This is a genomic window from Micromonospora sp. NPDC003197, assembly GCF_053590565.1.
Map to the genome: position 1 here is coordinate 81,749 of NZ_JBSFTE010000021.1, position 17,189 is coordinate 98,937.

The window sequence follows — 17,189 nt, forward strand, 5'->3', positions numbered from 1 at the left end:
GCAGAGTTGAGCGGAATAGGCTCAACTCTGGTTGTGTCTCTACCAGTGGACACGCCGATCAGGGGAGCCCATGAACGCCGAACGCCTCACCACCAAGAGCCGCGAAGTCATCACCGGTGCCGTCGCCATCGCCAATCAGCGGGGCCACGCCACCGTCGAGCCGTGGCACCTGTTGCTCTCGCTGTTGGACACCGGTGGGTCGACCGCTGCCGGTCTGCTGCGTGCGGTCGGAGCCAACCCCGCCGACGTACGCCGAGCCGCCATCCGGGCCGTGGAGAAACTGCCGGCCGCCCGGGGAGCCAGCGTCGCCGAGCCGAGCCTCTCCCGCGAGTTCGTCAACGCCATCGGTGCCGCCGAGCAGATCGCCCGCCCGTTGGGCGACGAATACACCTCCACCGAGCACCTGCTCGCCGGCCTGGCCCAGGTCGGTGGCGTGGTCGCCCAGGCTCTCAAGACAGCCGGGGTCACCGAGGAGAACCTGGTGGCCGCCTTCCCGGCGATCCGGGGCGGTGACCGCCGGGTCACCACCGCCGACCCCGAGCAGACCTACCAGGCCCTGGAGAAGTACGGCGTCGACCTGACCGCCAGCGCCCGGGACGGCAAGATCGACCCGGTGATCGGCCGGGACGCCGAGATCCGTCGAGTGATCCAGGTGCTGTCCCGCCGTACCAAGAACAACCCGGTGCTCATCGGGGAGCCGGGCGTCGGCAAGACCGCCATCGTGGAAGGTCTGGCCCAGCGCATCGTCGCCGGGGACGTACCCGAGTCGCTGCGCGACAAGAAGCTCGTCTCGCTCGACCTCGGCGCGATGGTGGCCGGCGCGCAGTACCGCGGCCAGTTCGAGGAGCGGCTCAAGTCCGTACTGGAGGAGATCAAGAACTCCGACGGGCAGGTCATCACCTTCCTCGACGAGCTGCACACCGTGGTCGGTGCCGGTAAGGGCGAGGGCTCGATGGACGCCGGCAACATGCTCAAGCCGATGCTGGCCCGGGGCGAGCTGCGGATGGTCGGTGCGACCACCCTCGACGAATACCGCGAGCACATCGAGAAGGACCCGGCCCTGGAGCGCCGCTTCCAGCCGGTGCTGGTCGGCGAGCCGACCATCGAGGACACCATCGGCATCCTGCGCGGGCTCAAGGAGCGCTACGAGGTGCACCACGGCGTACGCATCACCGACGCCGCGCTGGTCGCCGCCGCCTCGCTCTCCGACCGCTACATCACCGACCGGTTCCTGCCGGACAAGGCGATCGACCTGGTGGACGAGTCCGCCTCCCGGCTGCGGATGGAGATCGACTCACGGCCGGTCGAGGTGGACGAGATCGAGCGGGCGGTACGCCGGCTGGAGATCGAGGAGATGGCGCTGGCCAAGGAGCCGGACCCCGCCTCCGCCGAGCGGCTGAACCGGCTGCGCAAGGAGCTGGCCGACAAGCGCGAGCAGCTCACCGCGCTCAGCGACCGGTGGAAGTTGGAGAAGGAGCACATCACCCGGATCTCCACCGCCAAGGAGGAGCTGGAACGGCTCGGCGGCGAGGCCGAGCGGGCCGAACGTGACGGCGAGCTGGAACGCGCCGCTGAGCTGCGCTACGGCCGGATCCCCACCCTCAAGGGCGAACTGGTCCGGGCCGAGGCGGAGCTCGCCGGCATCCAGGCCGACGGGGCGATGCTGAAGGAGGAGGTCGGCGCGGACGACATCGCCGCCGTGGTCGCCTCCTGGACCGGCATCCCGGCCGGTCGGCTGATGGAGGGCGAGACTGCCAAGCTGCTGCGGATGGAGTCGTCGCTCGGCGCCCGGGTGATCGGGCAAACCGAGGCGGTCGGCGCGGTCTCCGACGCGGTCCGGCGGGCCCGTACCGGCGTCGCCGACCCGGACCGCCCCACCGGCAGCTTCCTGTTCCTCGGCCCCACCGGGGTCGGTAAGACCGAGCTGGGCAAGGCGCTGGCCGAATTCCTCTTCGACGACGAGCGGGCCATGGTCCGCATCGACATGAGCGAGTACGCCGAGAAGCACTCGGTGGCCCGGCTCGTCGGTGCCCCGCCCGGCTACGTCGGCTACGAGGAGGGCGGTCAGCTCACCGAGGCGGTGCGCCGGAGGCCGTACTCGGTGGTGCTGCTGGACGAGGTGGAGAAGGCCCACCCGGACGTCTTCGACGTGCTGTTGCAGGTGCTCGACGATGGCCGGCTCACCGACGGCCAGGGTCGTACGGTCGACTTCCGCAACGCGATCCTGATCCTCACCGCCAACCTCGGCTCGTCGGTGATCGCCGATCCCACCCTCTCCGAGGGCCAGCGCCGCGAGGCGGTGCTGGCGGTGGTGCGCTCGCACTTCAAGCCGGAGTTCCTCAACCGGCTCGACGACATCGTCGTCTTCGCCGCGCTGACCGGCGAGGAGCTGCGCTCCATCGTGGACATTCAGATCGGCCGGATGCGGCGCCGGTTGGCCGACCGTCGGCTCACCCTGGACGTCTCGGACACGGCCCGAACCTGGCTGGCCGAGCACGGCTACGACCCGATCTACGGTGCCCGGCCCCTGCGTCGACTGGTGCAGTCGGCGATCGGGGACCGGTTGGCCAAGGCGCTACTGGCCGGTGAGGTGCGTGACGGCGACACGGTCCGAGTGGACCTGGCCGACAGCAAGGACGGCCTGACCGTCACCGCCGCCTGACCGTAGGGCTGGCCGCAAGGCTGGCCTGCCGACCGGCGTACCTCGATCCTGGTTCGGGATCGAGGTACGCCGTCGTCGTCTCTGCCGTCGGTCGGGCCGTCCGACAGTTGACCAGGCTGCCCCTTGCCGGGTGACGGCCGTGCACGGGTTTGTTACCGTCACCGGCCGATCGGGTTGGAGAGGACGGGCTGGATGAACGGCACGCTAGCGTACCTGCTGGTCACGGTGAGTTGCCTGGTCGCGGTCGCCGGGGTGGTGGTGGCCGTGGTGGCCCTGCGGGCCGCCCGAAAGAAGGCAGCGGAAGCCACCAAGGCGAAGACACCATCGCGAAGTGACCCATTCCGCAGCGCGGACGACGACGCTGACGCGTTGCGGGGTGACCCCCGCCGCCTCCAGCCTGGCGACATCGTGGAGATTCGGCACACCTCGTACGGCGTACGCGGCACGCTGCGCTTCACCGAGGGCGACTGGGGTTGGACCGAGCACCTACTCGACACCGTGGCCGGCGAGAAGGTCTGGCTCTCCGTCGAGGAGGACCCCGACCTGGAACTGGTGCTCTGGACCGCCGAACCGGCCGCTACCGTCACCCCGGGCAAGGCGACCATCAACTTCGACGGGCGGCGCTACACCAAGAAGGAATCCGGTAAGGCCCGCTACACCGCGACCGGCACCACCGGACTCAACCCCACCGGGACGGTCGCCTACCACGACTACACCGCCGGTCCGGCGCGACTCTCCTTCGAGTCGTACGGCGACAGCGGCAAGTGGGAGGTGGCCCGAGGCGAGCGGCTGCACCGGGCCGAGGTGCAGATCTATCCGCAGGCCGGGCCGGCGGACAAGGTCGGCTGACCATGCTCGTCACCCTCGACGCGCCGTACGCCGACACCTCCGCCGCTGACCTGAGCTTCGCCCTGGAATCGGCCGAGCGGCCCGCCCTGTACGTGCTCGACCTTGCTCTGCCGACGGCGGCGCAGCCGGACGGCGTACGACTGCGGCTGCGGTTGCTCGGCGCATCGCACCAGGTGGTGCTGGACGTGTTGGGCACCGAGTTCATCGAGACGGTCGCCTGCCTGCCCGGCCGGCACCCCGAACTGCCCACCGCCGTGGCCGACGAGGAGAGCGGTTACCGGTTCACCGCCCGGGTGCTGCACCTGGCCCCCGCCGAGTTGGTCCGCCGGACCGCCGCCCTGCGCCACGAACTCGCCGACGATCCGTACGCGTTGGTCGGGGTCTTTCCCGGCGGCCCGGACTCGATCACCGCACTGCGGGCCAGGACCGACCCCGCAGGCGACATCGGATGGCGCACCTGGCACGCCTATCCACAGACCGGAGAACTCGTCGAGACCGAAACGACGGTGAGGATGCGATGAAGTACCGCAGATGGATCATCGTGGGAACGGCGTTCGCGCTGATCGGAGTGCTGGTGGCCGGCTTTGCCGTGTTCTACGGCAACTTCTCGCCACGTGGCTACGTCAAGGACAAGTACACCCGGGCGGCCAGCCACGACATCGGCAGGCAGGCCACCGCCTACACCTCGCGGAAGTCCCCGAGCGCGGTCTCCGACGAGATCACCAAGGCCTGGAAACCGGCCGACCAGTACGTCGACGGCAGTGGCGTCTACCTGCGCTACGACGACGACTCGGTGGTGATCAAGCCGATCGCTGGGGGGTCGGTGATCCTGCTGGAGAAGATGTCCAGCGCCTACCCGCGTTACCACAGCACCGTCGGTCACTCCTGGGCCTGGGGGCGGGGCAACACCGTCCGTGGCGGCGGCCCTGGTGCTGGTAAGTAGTCCCGGGCCCGCAGCCCGGTAGCCCCCACCCCTCACCCCTCAGGAGCCCACCTTGATGACCCTCGTCACCGATCTGCTGTTGACCCTCGCCTACGGTGTGGTCGGCATCGTACTGATGGGGATCGGCTACGTCCTGGTGGACGTCGCCACCCCCGGCCGACTACACGAACTGATCTGGGTCGACCGGAACCGCAACGCCGCCCTGTTGCTCGCCTCCAACCTGCTCGGCGTCGGCATCATCGTGGTCGCCGCCATCGTCAGCAGCGAGGACGACTTCGTCACCGGGATCATCGGCTGCGCCGCGTACGGCATCCTCGGCCTGCTCATCATGGCCGCCGCCTTCCTGCTGCTGGACCTGGCCACCCCGGGCCGGCTGGGGGAGATCCTGGTCGACCCGGAACCGCACCCGGCGGTCTGGGTCTCCGCGGTCATCCACCTCGCCGCCGGTGCGGTCGTCGCCGCGGCGATCAGTTGATGGCGACGACGAAGCGACCGGCGAAGCCCACATCGTCGGCCAAGAAGGGAGACGCAAAGGTCACAGCCTGGGCGCTCGCCGTTACGTTGGCCGTTACCGCCGCCCTCTTTGTACTGGTCCCGCTGATCGGGGACGACGACAGCCTGAAGGTGCCGCCCCCGACCGCCACCGAACGCGCCGACACGGTCGCGATCCTGGAGCGGGCCAGCAAGGCGCAGAACATCTGCTACGGCTGGCGGCTCGTCGAGGGCGACAGCAGCGACGTGGTCAGCGTCGGCTCCAACCTCGGCGACAACGTACCGGTCGACAAGGACCCGGTCCGCTGCCCCCGCTGGATCAGAGTCCGGGCAGTCGTGACCTACACCTCGGAGAGCAGCGAGTCAGAGGACTACGCCTCGATCTGGGTGGACAGCTCGGACGATCTTTCGACCGTCGGCTTCGAGGTCGGCTTGGAACGGCTCGGCCTCGACGACGACGTGTTCATCGACGATCCGGGCTGGGCAACCGCCCGGGCCGCGGTCTTCCTGCCGCTGCTGGCGGCGGAGCAGGAACTGGCCCCGCCGGTGCCGCAGGAAACGGCTGCCCCGGATCAGGCGGGTGCCTCGCCGGCACCGACCCCCCTGCCGGACGCGGGCAGCGACTTCCTCCGGGACCGCTGGGCGTACCTGCTTGGCGCGGTGGCCTTCCTGCTGGTCAGCGCCCTGCTGATCATCATCGGGCTGGTGCAGCGCAGCCGGCACGGGAACCAGCCGCACGTCAACCCCGTCGGTAAGCCCCACACCGGCACTCGTACCCAGAACAAACGGAAGTCATGAGCACTACCACTGTTCCCTCCGAACCCCGGGCCGTCCCGCGTTGGCGGCTGGCCCGGGCCTCAGTGCTTCTCGCGGTCTTCGTCTGCGCCGCCTGTGGCCTGGTCTACGAACTGGCCCTGGTCGCGCTCGGCAGTTACCTGATCGGCGACACCGTCGGGCAGGCCTCCATCGTGCTCGGCGTGATGGTCTTCGCGATGGGCATCGGCGCGTTGGCCGCCAAACCATTGCAGCCCTGGGCGGCCAGTGCATTCGCTGCAGTCGAACTCATTCTCGCCCTGCTCGGCGGGCTCTCCGTACTCGGTCTCTACGCCGCCTTCGCCTGGCTCGACCTCTACGCGCCCGCCCTGGTGGCGACCGCGTTCATCCTCGGCCTGCTGATCGGCGCGGAGATCCCGCTGCTGATGGTGTTGTTGCAGAAGATCCGCGAGCAGTCCGCCGGCAGCGCGGTGGCGGACCTCTTCGCCGCTGACTACGTGGGCGCGCTCCTCGGTGGCTTGGCCTTCCCGTTCCTGCTCATGCCGGTCTTCGGTCAGCTGCGCGGCGCGCTCGTCGTCGGCGCGGTGAACGCGCTGGCCGGAGTGGTGCTGGTCTTCACCGTCTTCCGCCGCGACGTGAGCCGTCGGGCGCGCATCGGACTCGCCGCCGGCTCCGTCGCGGTCGGGCTCTGCCTCGGGTACGCCTACGTGGTGGCGGACGACTTCGAGGTGACCGCGCGCCAGCAGCTCTACCGCGACCCGGTGGTGCACGCCGAGCGCAGCCAGTACCAGGACATCGTGCTGACCCGGTCGGTGCCGCTCGTCTCCCAGGGCGTCACCGACCTGCGGCTCTACCTCAACGGCGATCTTCAGTTCAGCTCGGTCGACGAATACCGCTACCACGAGGCGCTGGTGCACCCGGCGCTGCGCGGGACACGCGGCTCGGTGCTGGTGCTCGGCGGCGGGGACGGGCTGGCCGTACGGGAGGTGTTGCGCTATCCCGACGTCACCTCGGTGACCGTGGTCGAGCTGGACCCGGCGGTGGTGGCGCTGGCCCGGCGCGAGCCGCAGCTGCGGGACCTCAACCGGAGCGCCTTCGACGACCCCCGGGTACACCTGGTGCACACCGACGCCTTCGGCTGGCTGCGGGAGGTGCGTGAACGCTTCGACGCCGTCATCGTGGACCTGCCGGACCCGGACGAGACCGCCACCGCCAAGCTCTACTCGGTGGAGTTCTACGCGCTGGTCCGGGCGGTACTGGCCCCCGAGGCGCGGATGGTGGTCCAGTCCGGCTCGCCGTACTTCGCGCCTCGGTCGTTCTGGTGTATCGAGGCGTCGATCCGGGAGGCCGGTTTCGCCACCGTGCCGTACCACGTGGACGTGCCGTCCTTCGGCGACTGGGGGTTCCTGCTCGCCACCGCCGGGCCGACCCCTCCGGTGCTCGAACTGCCCGCCGACGCGCCACCGTTGCGCTATCTCGACGCTGGCACGCTCCAGCTCGCCGGGCACTTTCCGCCGGACCGGGCCCGAGTCGACGTACCCTCCTCGACCCTGCTGCATCCCCGGGTGCTGGAGTACGCCCGAGACGAGTGGCGTAGCTACTGACACCCAGGGTGTCGATCCGACAACAGCCGAGCCTTCTTCCGTAGCACGCTGGTCAGGTGCGGGTACGGTGATTGACCAAACTCGTAAGACGAATGTTTGGACGCGGTCCGTCGATGGGCTGGTCGTGGGAAAGGAGCACCGTGTCGGATGCGATGAACCCGGCCACGCCGCCAGCGAGGCAGCGCCCGGGAGTCGTCACCATCTCCAGTCTTCTGCTGTTCCTGGTTGCCGGGTTGCAGGTGCTGGCGCTCATCACGTCGTTCCTGGTGCTGGACACCATGAACGATGTCTATGAGCAGGCGTACGCCGACACCGACCTGGCGGGTATGTCAGACTCGCTCTCCACCTTCACCACCGCTGGGGCGATCATTGGATCGATCATCAGCCTGATCATTGCCGTGGTGCTGGTGCTCTTGGCCATCTTCAACAACATGGGCAAGAACGGATCGCGGATCGCGACCTGGGTCATCGGCGGCATCTTTGTCTGTTGCTCCGGCTTCGGACTGCTGGGGACGGTGGCCGGTAGCTCGCTGAGCATGGAGACGGACAGCACCACCGAGCCGGACCCGGCCGAGATCCAGCGCATGCTCGACGAGGCACTGCCTGGTTGGTACGAACCGGTCACCCTGGCGACCAGCCTGTTCACGCTGATCGCATTGTTGGTGGCGTTGATCCTGCTGGCCCTGCCAGCGGCCAACGAGTTCTTCCGCAAGCCGCAGGGGCCCGGCTGGGAGCCGCCGCTGCCGGGCGGGACCTACCCCGGCTACCCCCAGTCGTACCCGCAGTACCCGCCGACCAGCCCGCCGGGGCCGGGTAACCCACCGTATCCGCCGGCACCGCCCGCGAGCTGACCACGGGGAAGTAGACACCCCGTGTAGATCCCCCCGAGTAGGTTCCCGTTGCGGAGCCCACCGGGGGGATCTCTTCGTTTCGCGCCACCGTTATCGACCTGAGGAGTGTCCATGTCCACAACGCCCGACCCTCGTTCCGCCGCTCGGGATGAGCCGTAGCTGCGGGAGGTACGCGAGCGTTTCGACGCCGTGATCGTGGACCTGTCGGACCCGGATGAGACGGCCACCCGCCAAGCTCTATTCGGTGGAGTTCTATGCCCTGGTCCGGGCGGTGCTGGCTCCCGGGGCAAGGTTGGTGGTTCAGTCCGGTTCGCCGTACTTCGCGTCTCGCTCGTTTTGGTGCACGACCCGTGTCGACGTACCGCCCTCGACCCCGCTGCATCCCCGGGTGCTGGAGTACGCCCGAGACGAGTGGCGTCGCTGCTGACACCCAGGGTGTCGATCCGACAACAGCCGAGCCTTCTTCCGTAGCACGCTGGTCAGGTGCGGGTACGGTGATTGACCAAACTCTTAAGACGAATGGTTGGACGCGGTCCGTCGATGGGCTGGTCGTGGGAAAGGAGCACCGTGTCGGATCCGATGAACCCGGCCACGCCGACGGCGAGGCGGCGTCCGGGAGTTGTCACTGTCTCCAGTTACCTGCTGTTCCTGGTCGCCGGGTTGCAGGTGCTGGGGCTCATCATGTCGTTCTCGGTGCTGGGCACCATCACCGAGGTCTACGACGAGGCGTACGCCGGCACGGAGATGGCCGATATGGGCAACACCATCGCCATCGCAGGCGTGGTCGGCGGTGGGATCGTCAACCTGCTGGCCGCGATCGGGCTGGTGCTGCTGGCCATCTTCAACAACATGGGCAAGAACGGATCGCGCATCGCGACCTGGGTAGTCGGCGGCATTTTCGCCTGCTGCGCCGGCTTCGGACTGTTGGGGACGGCGGCCAGTAACGCGCTGACCTCGGACATGACGAGCGGTAGCACCACCGAGCCGGATCCGGCTGAGCTTCAGCGCATGCTCGACGAGGCGCTGCCGGGTTGGTACAACCCGGGCACCATAGCGATCAACCTGATTACGCTGATCGCACTGTTGGTGGCACTGATTCTGCTGGCCCTGCCGGCGGCCAACGAGTTCTTCCGCAAGCCGCAGGTGCCCGGCTGGGAGCCGCCGTTGCCGGGCGGGACCTACCCCGGCTACCCCCAGTCGTACCCGCAGTACCCACCGGCCAGCCCGCCCGGACCGGGTAACCCGCCGTACCCGCCCGCCCCGCCCGCGAGCTGATCACGGTGAAGTAGAGATTTGCTGCGGATCCCCCCGGTCGGTTCCTCAACGGAACCGACCGGGGGGATCCTTCGTTTGGTGTCACTGCCATAGCCATCGATGTGAGGAGTGTCCGTGTCCACTGCACCTGATCCTCGTCCTGCTGAGTCCGACCCGGCCCGACCCAATGGCACACCGGCCGTTGGTGCGCAACGAGCCGTCGTCACGGGTGCCACCGCCGGAATCGGTGCGGCGTTCGCCCGAAGACTCGCTGCCGAGGGCTATCACCTGCTCCTGGTCGCCCGGGACGAGCAGCGTCTAGCCGCATCCGCCGCCGAGCTGACCGACCGGTACGGCGTACCGGTGGAGGTGCTGTCGGCGGATCTCTCCACTGACGAGGGCTGCGCAGCGGTTGAGGAACGACTTCGGCAGCCGGTCGACCTGCTGGTCAACAATGCGGGGATCAGCCTCAACCGACCGTTCCTGCGGTCGACCGTGGCCGACGAAGCCCGGTTGCTCCGTCTCAACATCCACTCGGTCATGCGGTTGACCCTGGCCGCGCTGCCCGGCATGACCGATCGCCGCCGAGGGGCAGTGATAAATGTCTCTTCCGTTGCTGGCTTTGCGGCCCTGATGCCTGGCTCAACCTACCCGGCAAGCAAGGCCTGGGTGACCAATTTCAGTGAATCGATGGCCCATTCGGTACGTCCGTTCGGCGTACGGGTGATGGCGCTCTGCCCTGGCTACACCCGTACGGAGTTCCACGACCGGGCGGGCATCAACATGTCCAAGACACCCGAGTGGATGTGGCTGGAGGCCGACGCTGTGGTCCGCGACGCCCTGCGTGACCTGCGCAAAGGCAAAGTGGTCAGTGTCCCGGACTGGAAGTACAAGCTGGCCGTCGTCGCCCTGCGGCACACGCCGAGAGGGCTGGTGCAGGCGGTTGGTCGAAAGGGTCGAGGACGGCTCGGTCGCGAGGAAGGCTGAGCGGACCGGGGTGTCGAGGGCCGCTGCCGGGCGCGCGTCAAGGGGATGCCGACGGCGCGGCTTTGACCGCCTGTCTAATACGGAGAGTAACGATGCAAGGTCATCTTGGCTGCCGCCAAGGTCACGTCCGGTCGTATCCAGCCGGGTCAACCGTTCGGTCATCAGGAACGAGCAGTACCCTTGTCCGCCATGGGGGACCACGACGACCTGCGTAAATTCATCACTGACCTTGCCGTTGTCCATGGACGGGTAGTGTTGTCCTCGGGTCGGGAGGCCGACTGGTACGTCGATCTGCGTCGAGTGACGCTCCATCACGCGGCGGCACCATTGGTGGGTCGGGTACTCCTCGACCTCACCTCGGACTGGGAGTACGACGCGGTTGGTGGGCTGACCCTGGGCGCCGATCCGATAGCTGTGTCCATGCTGCACGCTGCGGCGGCGGCGCAGGGCGGACTGGACGCCTTCGTGGTACGAAAAACTGAGAAGACGCACGGATTGCAGCGTCGGATCGAAGGCCCGAATGTGGCCGGACGTCGGGTACTGGCGGTGGAAGATACCTCGACAACGGGCGGCAGTGTGTTGACCGCGGTTGAGGCGTTACGAGAGGCCGGGGCCGAAGTCGTGGGCGTTGCGGTTATTGTTGATCGTGGCGCGGGCGACGCGGTGCGAGCGACCGGACTGCCATACCGAGCGGCCTTTACGTTGGCTGACCTCGGCCTTGTGGCCTAAAAGTTTGCCGATTCGGATCTGCTGATATGCAGGCGGGTCGATGCTGCTGGTGGAAGGATGGAATACGTGGGAACTGCATTGGCTGAAATGACTATGCCTCAGATCTCGCCGCTTGCCGGCGAGCCAATCGAACGTGCCGATGCCGAGCGTCTCGCGGGGGTTCTCAAGGCCCTCGCCGATCCCGCTCGGCTCCGGCTGCTCAGTCTGATCCAGTCGGCGCCCGAGGGCGAAGCGTGCGTGTGTGACCTCACCGCGCCGCTTGGCCTCTCGCAGCCGACGGTCAGCCACCACCTCCGGATCCTCACTGAGGCCGGCCTGCTGGAGCGGGAGAAGCGTGGTGTGTGGGCCTACTACCGGCTGGTGCCGACGGCGATCGCGACCATCGCCGACCTGCTGACCCCGCCGCGTAAGCGGGCGACCAAGAAGGCCCGCTGAATCAGGCTGTGCCGTCTGGTGCCGCCCCGATCAGGGCGGCACCAGACGTTCAACCAGGTGTGATCGAGCACACCTGGTATATGTGCATGCGCCACACCTGAGATCGACGAACGTGAACCATGCTGTTCACGTATCGCGGTGAGAGTATCGGCGCGGGTCACTGCTCGGGATCGGTATTCAACGTTGATCCCGGCCTCTTCGTGGCCCCGGCCGGATTGGCGGGTGTGAGTCCCGTTCCGGTCATTGTAATTCCGATCACCCCTAAGGGTGATTGGCTTGTCTGTGCGCGGCCGTCACGGTCGAACCGGCGGTACCCGGTTCGGCCGTGACGGCCGTTCGCTTTTGCGGAAGCTGTCCTACTGCCCGTAGGGGCGCTGCCCGTACGGTGCCTGCTGCTGCCCGTGTCCCTGCTGCCCGTACGAGGGCTGGCCGTATGAGGGCTCCTGCTGCTGCCCGTACGGTGCCTGCTGGCCGTACGAGGGCTGCTCCTGCTGGCCGTACGGTGCCTGCTGGCTGTTCTGCTGCTGCCCGTACGAGGGTTGCTGCTGGCCGTACGGTGCCTGCTGCTGGCCGTACGACGGCTGCGCGTCGTACGAGGACTGCTGCCCGTACACCGGCTGCGAGCCGTAGACCGCCTGCTGGCCGTACGCCTGCTGCTGGCTGTAGTGCTGCTGGGTCTCCTGGATCGCCTGCTCGGCGGCGGCCTTCTCCTCCGGGCTGGTGCCCTGCTTCGCGCCCATCCGGGCCCGGAGCAGCTCGATGAGAATCGGGATGACCGAGATGAACACGATCGCGACCAGGATGAACTCGATGTTGGCCTTGACGAACGGGATCTGGCCGAGGAAGTAGCCGAGCACCGTGACGCCGGTGCCCCAGAGGACACCGCCGATGACGTTGTAGACCACGAACGTCTTGTAGTTCATCCGGCTCACGCCGGCCACGATCGGCGTGAAGGTCCGGACGATGGGCACGAAGCGGGCCAGAACGATTGAGCGGGCACCGTACTTCTCGAAGAACTCATGCGCCTTGAGCAGGTTCTCCTGCTTGAAGAGCTTCGAGTTGGGCCGTCGGAACAGCGCCGGCCCAACTTTCCGCCCGAACAGGTAACCCACCTGGTCACCGGCGATCGCCGCGATCGTGATCAGCAGACACACCAGCCACAACGGGTAGGTGATGTACCGCCCGTCGGCGGTGAGCAGGCCGGTGGTGAACAGCAGCGAGTCGCCCGGCAGGAAGAACCCGATCAGCAGGCCGGATTCAGCGAAGACGATGACCAGGATGCCGAGTAGCCCGAAGGTTGAGATCAACCACTCCGGATCCAGGAAATCAGGCCCCAGGGCCAGGGTGGCGGTGGGCGTCGGCACGAGGTGACCTCCGATGTGTTTCGGTCAGGTGTCGGCTTTCATCCCCATGATGCCGGTGGCATGGTCTCTGCCCGCCACCGGCGACGGGCACGAATGGCAAGTCTAGGCGGCCTCCCGATACCCCCGGTGCGCGACGTCACACCCCCTCTACAGGCGTGGATCGACCGCCTCCGACTCGCAGGCGAGGATGGCGAAGACCAACTCGTGTCGACGCCACAGCGGTGCCCCGTCCGCGAGCCGGTCAAGGGCCGCCAGACCGAGCCCGTGCTCACGCAGCGCCAAGCCCCGTTTCCGCCCCAGCGACCGGTGTCGCAGCGCGGCGAGCTGTTGCGGTTCGGTGTACTCCGGTCCGTAGATGATCCGCAGGTACTCCCGGCCACGACACTTCACCCCGGGTTGGAGCAGCCGTCCCTGCCCGTCGGCGGCGGCCAGGCCCGCGTACGGCTTGACCACCATGCCCTCACCGCCGGCCGCAGTCAGCTCCAACCACCATTCTGTCGCCGCAGCCACCGCTGTTTCGTCGGTGAGGTCCACCACTTGGCGTCGGGTCACCGTGAACAGGGTGGGGTCGGCAGCGTGTAGCCGGTCGGCCACGGCGAGATGCCAGCCGTGGTCCTTCCCGGCGTGGGACGCGCCCGCGCTGGCTAGGACGGCGAACGGAGCCAGCGTCACCCCGGCCAGGCCATCGGTAGGTGCCACGTATGCCCGGTATGCGGTGCTGTAAGCGGTCACGTCGGCAAACCGCCGGGCCATCCGGTCCCGTAGCTCCGCCATTGGCAGGCCACGGTCGGCCGCCCGGCCCAGTACATCGAGCACCGGAGGCAGCGCGGACCGTCCCGCCGCGCCGACGCTGGCGTACTGCCCCCGGATCAGACCCATCGCCTTGGCCGACCAGGGCAGCAACTCGCAGTCGAGCAGCAGCCAGTCGGTGTCCAACTCCGCCCACAGACCGGCGGTGGTGACGGCAGCCCGGACCCGGGACAGCAGCTCAGCGTCCAGCGGCTCACCAAAGAACGGGCGACCGGTACGGGTGTAGACCACCCCGCCACCCGGAACCGGGCCGCCGCCGGCGAAGTCGACGGTGTCGTCCCGGCAGACCAGCACCACCGCGCGGGAGCCCATGTGCTTCTCCTCGCAGACCACCCGCTGCACGCCAGCCGCCCGGTAGTCGGCGAACGCCTGGGTCGGGTGCTCCAGGAACCCGTCGACCGTCGAGGTCGAACACGGTGCCATCGTCGGCGGTAGCCACGGCAGCCAGCGCGGATCCACCGAGAAGCGGCTCATCACCTCCAGCGCCGCAGCCGACTGCTCCGCCGCGACCGTCACCGTGCCGTAGCCGTAGTCGAGGTGCCGCCGTCCGGTCACGTCGGCCAGGTCGAGCACCCCGTCCTGCCGTACCGGGTCGGTGGTCACCGGCACCAACGGTCGGGCCGGTGCGTAGTACTCCTTGGCGGCCGGGACTGAGACGAGGTCGCGCTCCGGGTAGCGCAGGGCGGTTAGCGTTCCGCCGAAGACGCATCCGGTGTCGATGCAGATGGTGTTGTTCACCCACTCCGGCGTCGGGGTGGGGGTGTGCCCGTACACCACCATCGCCGAGCCTCGGTAGTCGCGCGCCCACGGGTAGCGCACCGGCAGGCCGTACTCGTCGGTCTCGCCGGTGGTCTCCCCGAACAGCGCGAACGCCCGTACCCGGCCGGAGGCCCGACCCTGGTATTCCTCCTTGAGCCCGGCGTGCGCGACCACCAGCCGGCCCTCGTCCAGCAGGTAGTGGCTGACCAGGCCGTCGATGAAGGTGGCGGCCTCGGCGACGAAGGTCGGGTCCTCGGCTTCCAGTTGGGCCAGCGTCTCGGCCAGCCCGTGTGAGACGGTGACGTTGCGGCCGCGCAGCCGGCGGAGCAGCTTCTGCTCGTGGTTACCCGGCACGCAGAGCGCGTTGCCGGCCGCGACCATCCCCATCACCAACCGGAGTACGCCCGGCGAGTCCGGACCCCGGTCCACCAGGTCACCGACGAAGACGGCGGTACGGCCCTCCGGGTGGGTCGCGTTCACCGGCCGCCCGTCGGCGTCGGTGTGCAGGGTCCAGCCCAGCCGGACCAGCAGCGCCTCCAACTCGGCCCGGCAGCCGTGCACGTCACCGATGATGTCGAACGGGCCGGTCAGCTCCTTCCGGTCGTTGAACAGCTTCTCGTAGCGGATCTCGACCGCGTCGATCTCCTCGACGCCGCGCAGCACGTGCACCTTGCGGAAGCCCTCCCGCCCCAGCCGGGCGACCGAGCGTTGCAGGTCACGACGCATCCGGCCGAGCACCTGGCGGCCGAAGGTCCGGTCCGGCCGGGCCTGCGTACGCTCCCAGCACAGCGGCTCGGGCACGTCGAGCACGATCGCCACCGGCAGTACGTCGTGCTCGCGGGCCACCTTCACCAGCCCGGCACGCGCGTGCGGCTGCAGGTTGGTGGCGTCCACGACGGTCAGCCGCCCGGCCCGCAGCCGCTTGCCGGCGATGTAGTGCAGTGCGTCGAACGCCTCCGCCGACGCGGACTGGTCGTTCTCGTCGTCGGCGACCATCGCCCGGAAGGCGTCGGAGGAAAGCACCTGGGTCGGGCCGAAGTGCCGGCCGGCGAAGGTGGACTTGCCCGACCCGGAGATGCCGACCAGGGCAACCAGCGCCAGTTCGGGGATGTCGATGCTGGTCACAGTGCTTCCTTTCCACGCTCGTCGGTACCACTCGCCGTCGGGCTGCTCGCGACACCGCGGGTGAACACGGCGAGTTGGGTGGGGCAGCCAACCTCGGGGTCGTCGTCGCCCACCCCACTGATCGACACCTGGTAGCCGTACGTCCGGCCGACCTCGTCGGCCCAGGCAGCGAACTGCGCCCGGGTCCATTCGAAGCGGTGGTCGGCGTGCCGCATCGCCCCCGGGGCCAGGCCCTCGTATCGCACGTTGTATTCCACGTTGGGCGTCGTCACGATCACCGTGGTCGGCTGGGCGTGGCCGAACACGGTACCGGCCAGGGCCGGCAGTCTCGGCGGGTCGACGTGCTCGACGACCTCCATCAGCACGGCGGCGTCGAAGCCGCGTAGCCGGTCGTCGCGGTAGGTCAGGGCCGACTGCCACAGCTTGATCCGGTCGCGTTGCCGCTGCGGCAGTCGCTCCAGCCGCAGCCGGCGCTCGGCTATCGCCAGCGTCACGGACGACACGTCGGTGCCGACGATTTCGGTGTAGCGCCGGTCGCGGATCAAATCGGCCAGCAGCGCCCCCGGGCCGCAGCCCAGGTCGAGCACCCGGGTCGCGCCGCTTTCCGTCAGCGCCGCCAGTACGGCTGCCCGCCGCTGCACCGCCAGGGGCTGCCGCTTGGCTGGGCTGGTCTCATCCGGGGTACCGGGGTCGATGCTGTCCGGCTCCACCGGGTCGTCGCTGAGTCGGATCTCGGCCGACTGGAGTTCGGCGAGCCGGCCAAGTGCCTTGCCAGCCAGGGAACGCCGATGGGCCAGGTAACGCCGGATGATCAGGTTTCGCTCGGGATGCTGGGCGAGCCACCCGTCACCAGCTCGGAGCAGCTTGTCGATCTCGTCCGGAGCGACCCAGTAGTGCTTGGCGTCATCCAACACGGGGAGCAGGACGTAGAGATGGTTGAGCGCGTCGGCGAGTCGTACGGTGCCGGTCAGGGTGAGGTCGACGTACCGGCTGTCGCCCCACTCGGGGTGCTGGTCGTCGAGCGGTACCACGGTGGCGGTCACCGTCCAGCCCAACGGGGTGAAGAGGCGGTCGGCGAGTTCCGCGCCGCCCCGGCAACGCAGCACCGGAATGCCGATCTCCAACGGAATCGGGGTGGCGGCCAACTCCGGCCGGTCCTTCGAGGCACCGCGCAGGGCGGACCGGAACACCTTGTTCAGCGCCGAGGCGAGCAGGCTGGATGCCGCGTACGGCCGGTCGTTGACGTACTGGCCGAGGGTGAAGCCCTCCGGGGTCGTACCCCGGCCGTTGCCCTTGCCACGCGCGGCGGTCAGCCGCAGCGGGTCGACGTCGAGCAGTAGCGCCGCGGTGCAGCGGGTCTCGGACGCCTCCGGATAGAGCACATGGGCCGTACCGGTGGGCACCTCGAACGAGTGCGCTCGGTCCGGGTGCTTGACCAGCAGGTAGCCCAGGTCGGTCGCCGGGCGGTGCGTGGTGGAGACGGTGATCAGCACGCTGGCAATGATGACAGTCGAGACCTCGATCGGTCGCCCGCATTATGTGGGCCCTACG

14 protein-coding genes and 2 pseudogenes are annotated in these 17,189 nt (G+C 68.5%); 13 read left to right on the plus strand and 3 right to left on the minus strand.

Translation table 11 applies throughout. The features are described 5' to 3' along the window. The first annotated feature begins 70 nt into the window (after positions 1–70). The 13 genes and pseudogenes from clpB (at position 71) to ACWDV4_RS21990 (ending at position 11,580) form a co-directional block, all read left to right on the plus strand. Complete coding sequence (gene clpB, locus ACWDV4_RS21930) at positions 71–2,662, plus strand: ATP-dependent chaperone ClpB (RefSeq protein WP_449981671.1); 2,592 nt, start codon at positions 71–73, stop codon at positions 2,660–2,662. Positions 2,663–2,854: 192 nt separating this feature from the next. Then, positions 2,855–3,511 carry a DUF4178 domain-containing protein gene (locus tag ACWDV4_RS21935; RefSeq protein WP_449981673.1) on the plus strand — a complete coding sequence of 219 codons (657 nt, stop codon included), beginning with the start codon at positions 2,855–2,857 and terminating at the stop codon, positions 3,509–3,511. A 2-nt stretch (positions 3,512–3,513) separates the two neighbouring features. Then, on the plus strand, positions 3,514–4,032 hold the full coding sequence (locus tag ACWDV4_RS21940; RefSeq protein WP_449981674.1) for a DUF2617 family protein: 519 nt from the start codon (positions 3,514–3,516) through the stop codon (positions 4,030–4,032). Further along, positions 4,029–4,454, plus strand: a complete 426-nt coding sequence (locus ACWDV4_RS21945) for a DUF4247 domain-containing protein (RefSeq protein WP_449981676.1) — start codon at positions 4,029–4,031, stop codon at positions 4,452–4,454. Before ACWDV4_RS21940 ends, ACWDV4_RS21945 begins: the two co-directional genes overlap by 4 nt. A 52-nt stretch (positions 4,455–4,506) precedes the next feature. Then, on the plus strand, positions 4,507–4,929 hold the full coding sequence (locus tag ACWDV4_RS21950) for a DUF350 domain-containing protein (RefSeq protein ID WP_449981678.1): 423 nt from the start codon (positions 4,507–4,509) through the stop codon (positions 4,927–4,929). Further along, positions 4,929–5,744 carry a hypothetical protein gene (locus ACWDV4_RS21955; RefSeq protein ID WP_449981680.1) on the plus strand — a complete coding sequence of 272 codons (816 nt, stop codon included), beginning with the start codon at positions 4,929–4,931 and terminating at the stop codon, positions 5,742–5,744. The genes ACWDV4_RS21950 and ACWDV4_RS21955 overlap by 1 nt, the downstream gene beginning before the upstream one ends. Continuing rightward, the gene (locus ACWDV4_RS21960) at positions 5,741–7,324 is read left to right on the plus strand and encodes a polyamine aminopropyltransferase (RefSeq protein ID WP_449981682.1); all 1,584 of its coding nucleotides are present in this window, start codon (positions 5,741–5,743) and stop codon (positions 7,322–7,324) included. Before ACWDV4_RS21955 ends, ACWDV4_RS21960 begins: the two co-directional genes overlap by 4 nt. A gap of 140 nt (positions 7,325–7,464) precedes the next feature. Further along, the gene (locus tag ACWDV4_RS21965) at positions 7,465–8,175 is read left to right on the plus strand and encodes a hypothetical protein (RefSeq protein WP_449981684.1); all 711 of its coding nucleotides are present in this window, start codon (positions 7,465–7,467) and stop codon (positions 8,173–8,175) included. A 159-nt stretch (positions 8,176–8,334) separates the two neighbouring features. Further along, a pseudogene (locus ACWDV4_RS21970) lies at positions 8,335–8,602 on the plus strand (spermine/spermidine synthase domain-containing protein); the annotation flags it as partial. A 140-nt stretch (positions 8,603–8,742) separates the two neighbouring features. After that, the gene (locus ACWDV4_RS21975; RefSeq protein ID WP_449981686.1) at positions 8,743–9,450 is read left to right on the plus strand and encodes a hypothetical protein; all 708 of its coding nucleotides are present in this window, start codon (positions 8,743–8,745) and stop codon (positions 9,448–9,450) included. Between the two features lie 114 nt (positions 9,451–9,564). Then, positions 9,565–10,416 (plus strand): SDR family NAD(P)-dependent oxidoreductase, encoded by an 852-nt coding sequence (locus ACWDV4_RS21980; RefSeq protein WP_449981688.1) that lies wholly within the window; start codon positions 9,565–9,567, stop codon positions 10,414–10,416. Positions 10,417–10,605: 189 nt separating this feature from the next. After that, positions 10,606–11,145 carry an orotate phosphoribosyltransferase gene (gene pyrE / locus ACWDV4_RS21985; protein ID WP_449981727.1) on the plus strand — a complete coding sequence of 180 codons (540 nt, stop codon included), beginning with the start codon at positions 10,606–10,608 and terminating at the stop codon, positions 11,143–11,145. Between the two features lie 57 nt (positions 11,146–11,202). After that, the gene (locus ACWDV4_RS21990) at positions 11,203–11,580 is read left to right on the plus strand and encodes an ArsR/SmtB family transcription factor (RefSeq protein ID WP_007073957.1); all 378 of its coding nucleotides are present in this window, start codon (positions 11,203–11,205) and stop codon (positions 11,578–11,580) included. A gap of 656 nt (positions 11,581–12,236) precedes the next feature. Here ACWDV4_RS21990 and ACWDV4_RS21995 read toward each other — a convergent pair. From ACWDV4_RS21995 to ACWDV4_RS22005, 3 genes and pseudogenes are all read right to left on the minus strand, one after another. Then, positions 12,237–12,944: pseudogene (locus tag ACWDV4_RS21995) on the minus strand (DedA family protein); the annotation flags it as partial. A gap of 147 nt (positions 12,945–13,091) precedes the next feature. Beyond that, the gene (locus tag ACWDV4_RS22000) at positions 13,092–15,638 is read right to left on the minus strand and encodes a polynucleotide kinase-phosphatase (protein ID WP_449981690.1); all 2,547 of its coding nucleotides are present in this window, start codon (positions 15,636–15,638) and stop codon (positions 13,092–13,094) included. Further along, complete coding sequence (locus ACWDV4_RS22005; RefSeq protein WP_449981692.1) at positions 15,635–17,131, minus strand: 3' terminal RNA ribose 2'-O-methyltransferase Hen1; 1,497 nt, start codon at positions 17,129–17,131, stop codon at positions 15,635–15,637. Before ACWDV4_RS22005 ends, ACWDV4_RS22000 begins: the two co-directional genes overlap by 4 nt. Positions 17,132–17,189 lie beyond the last annotated feature (58 nt).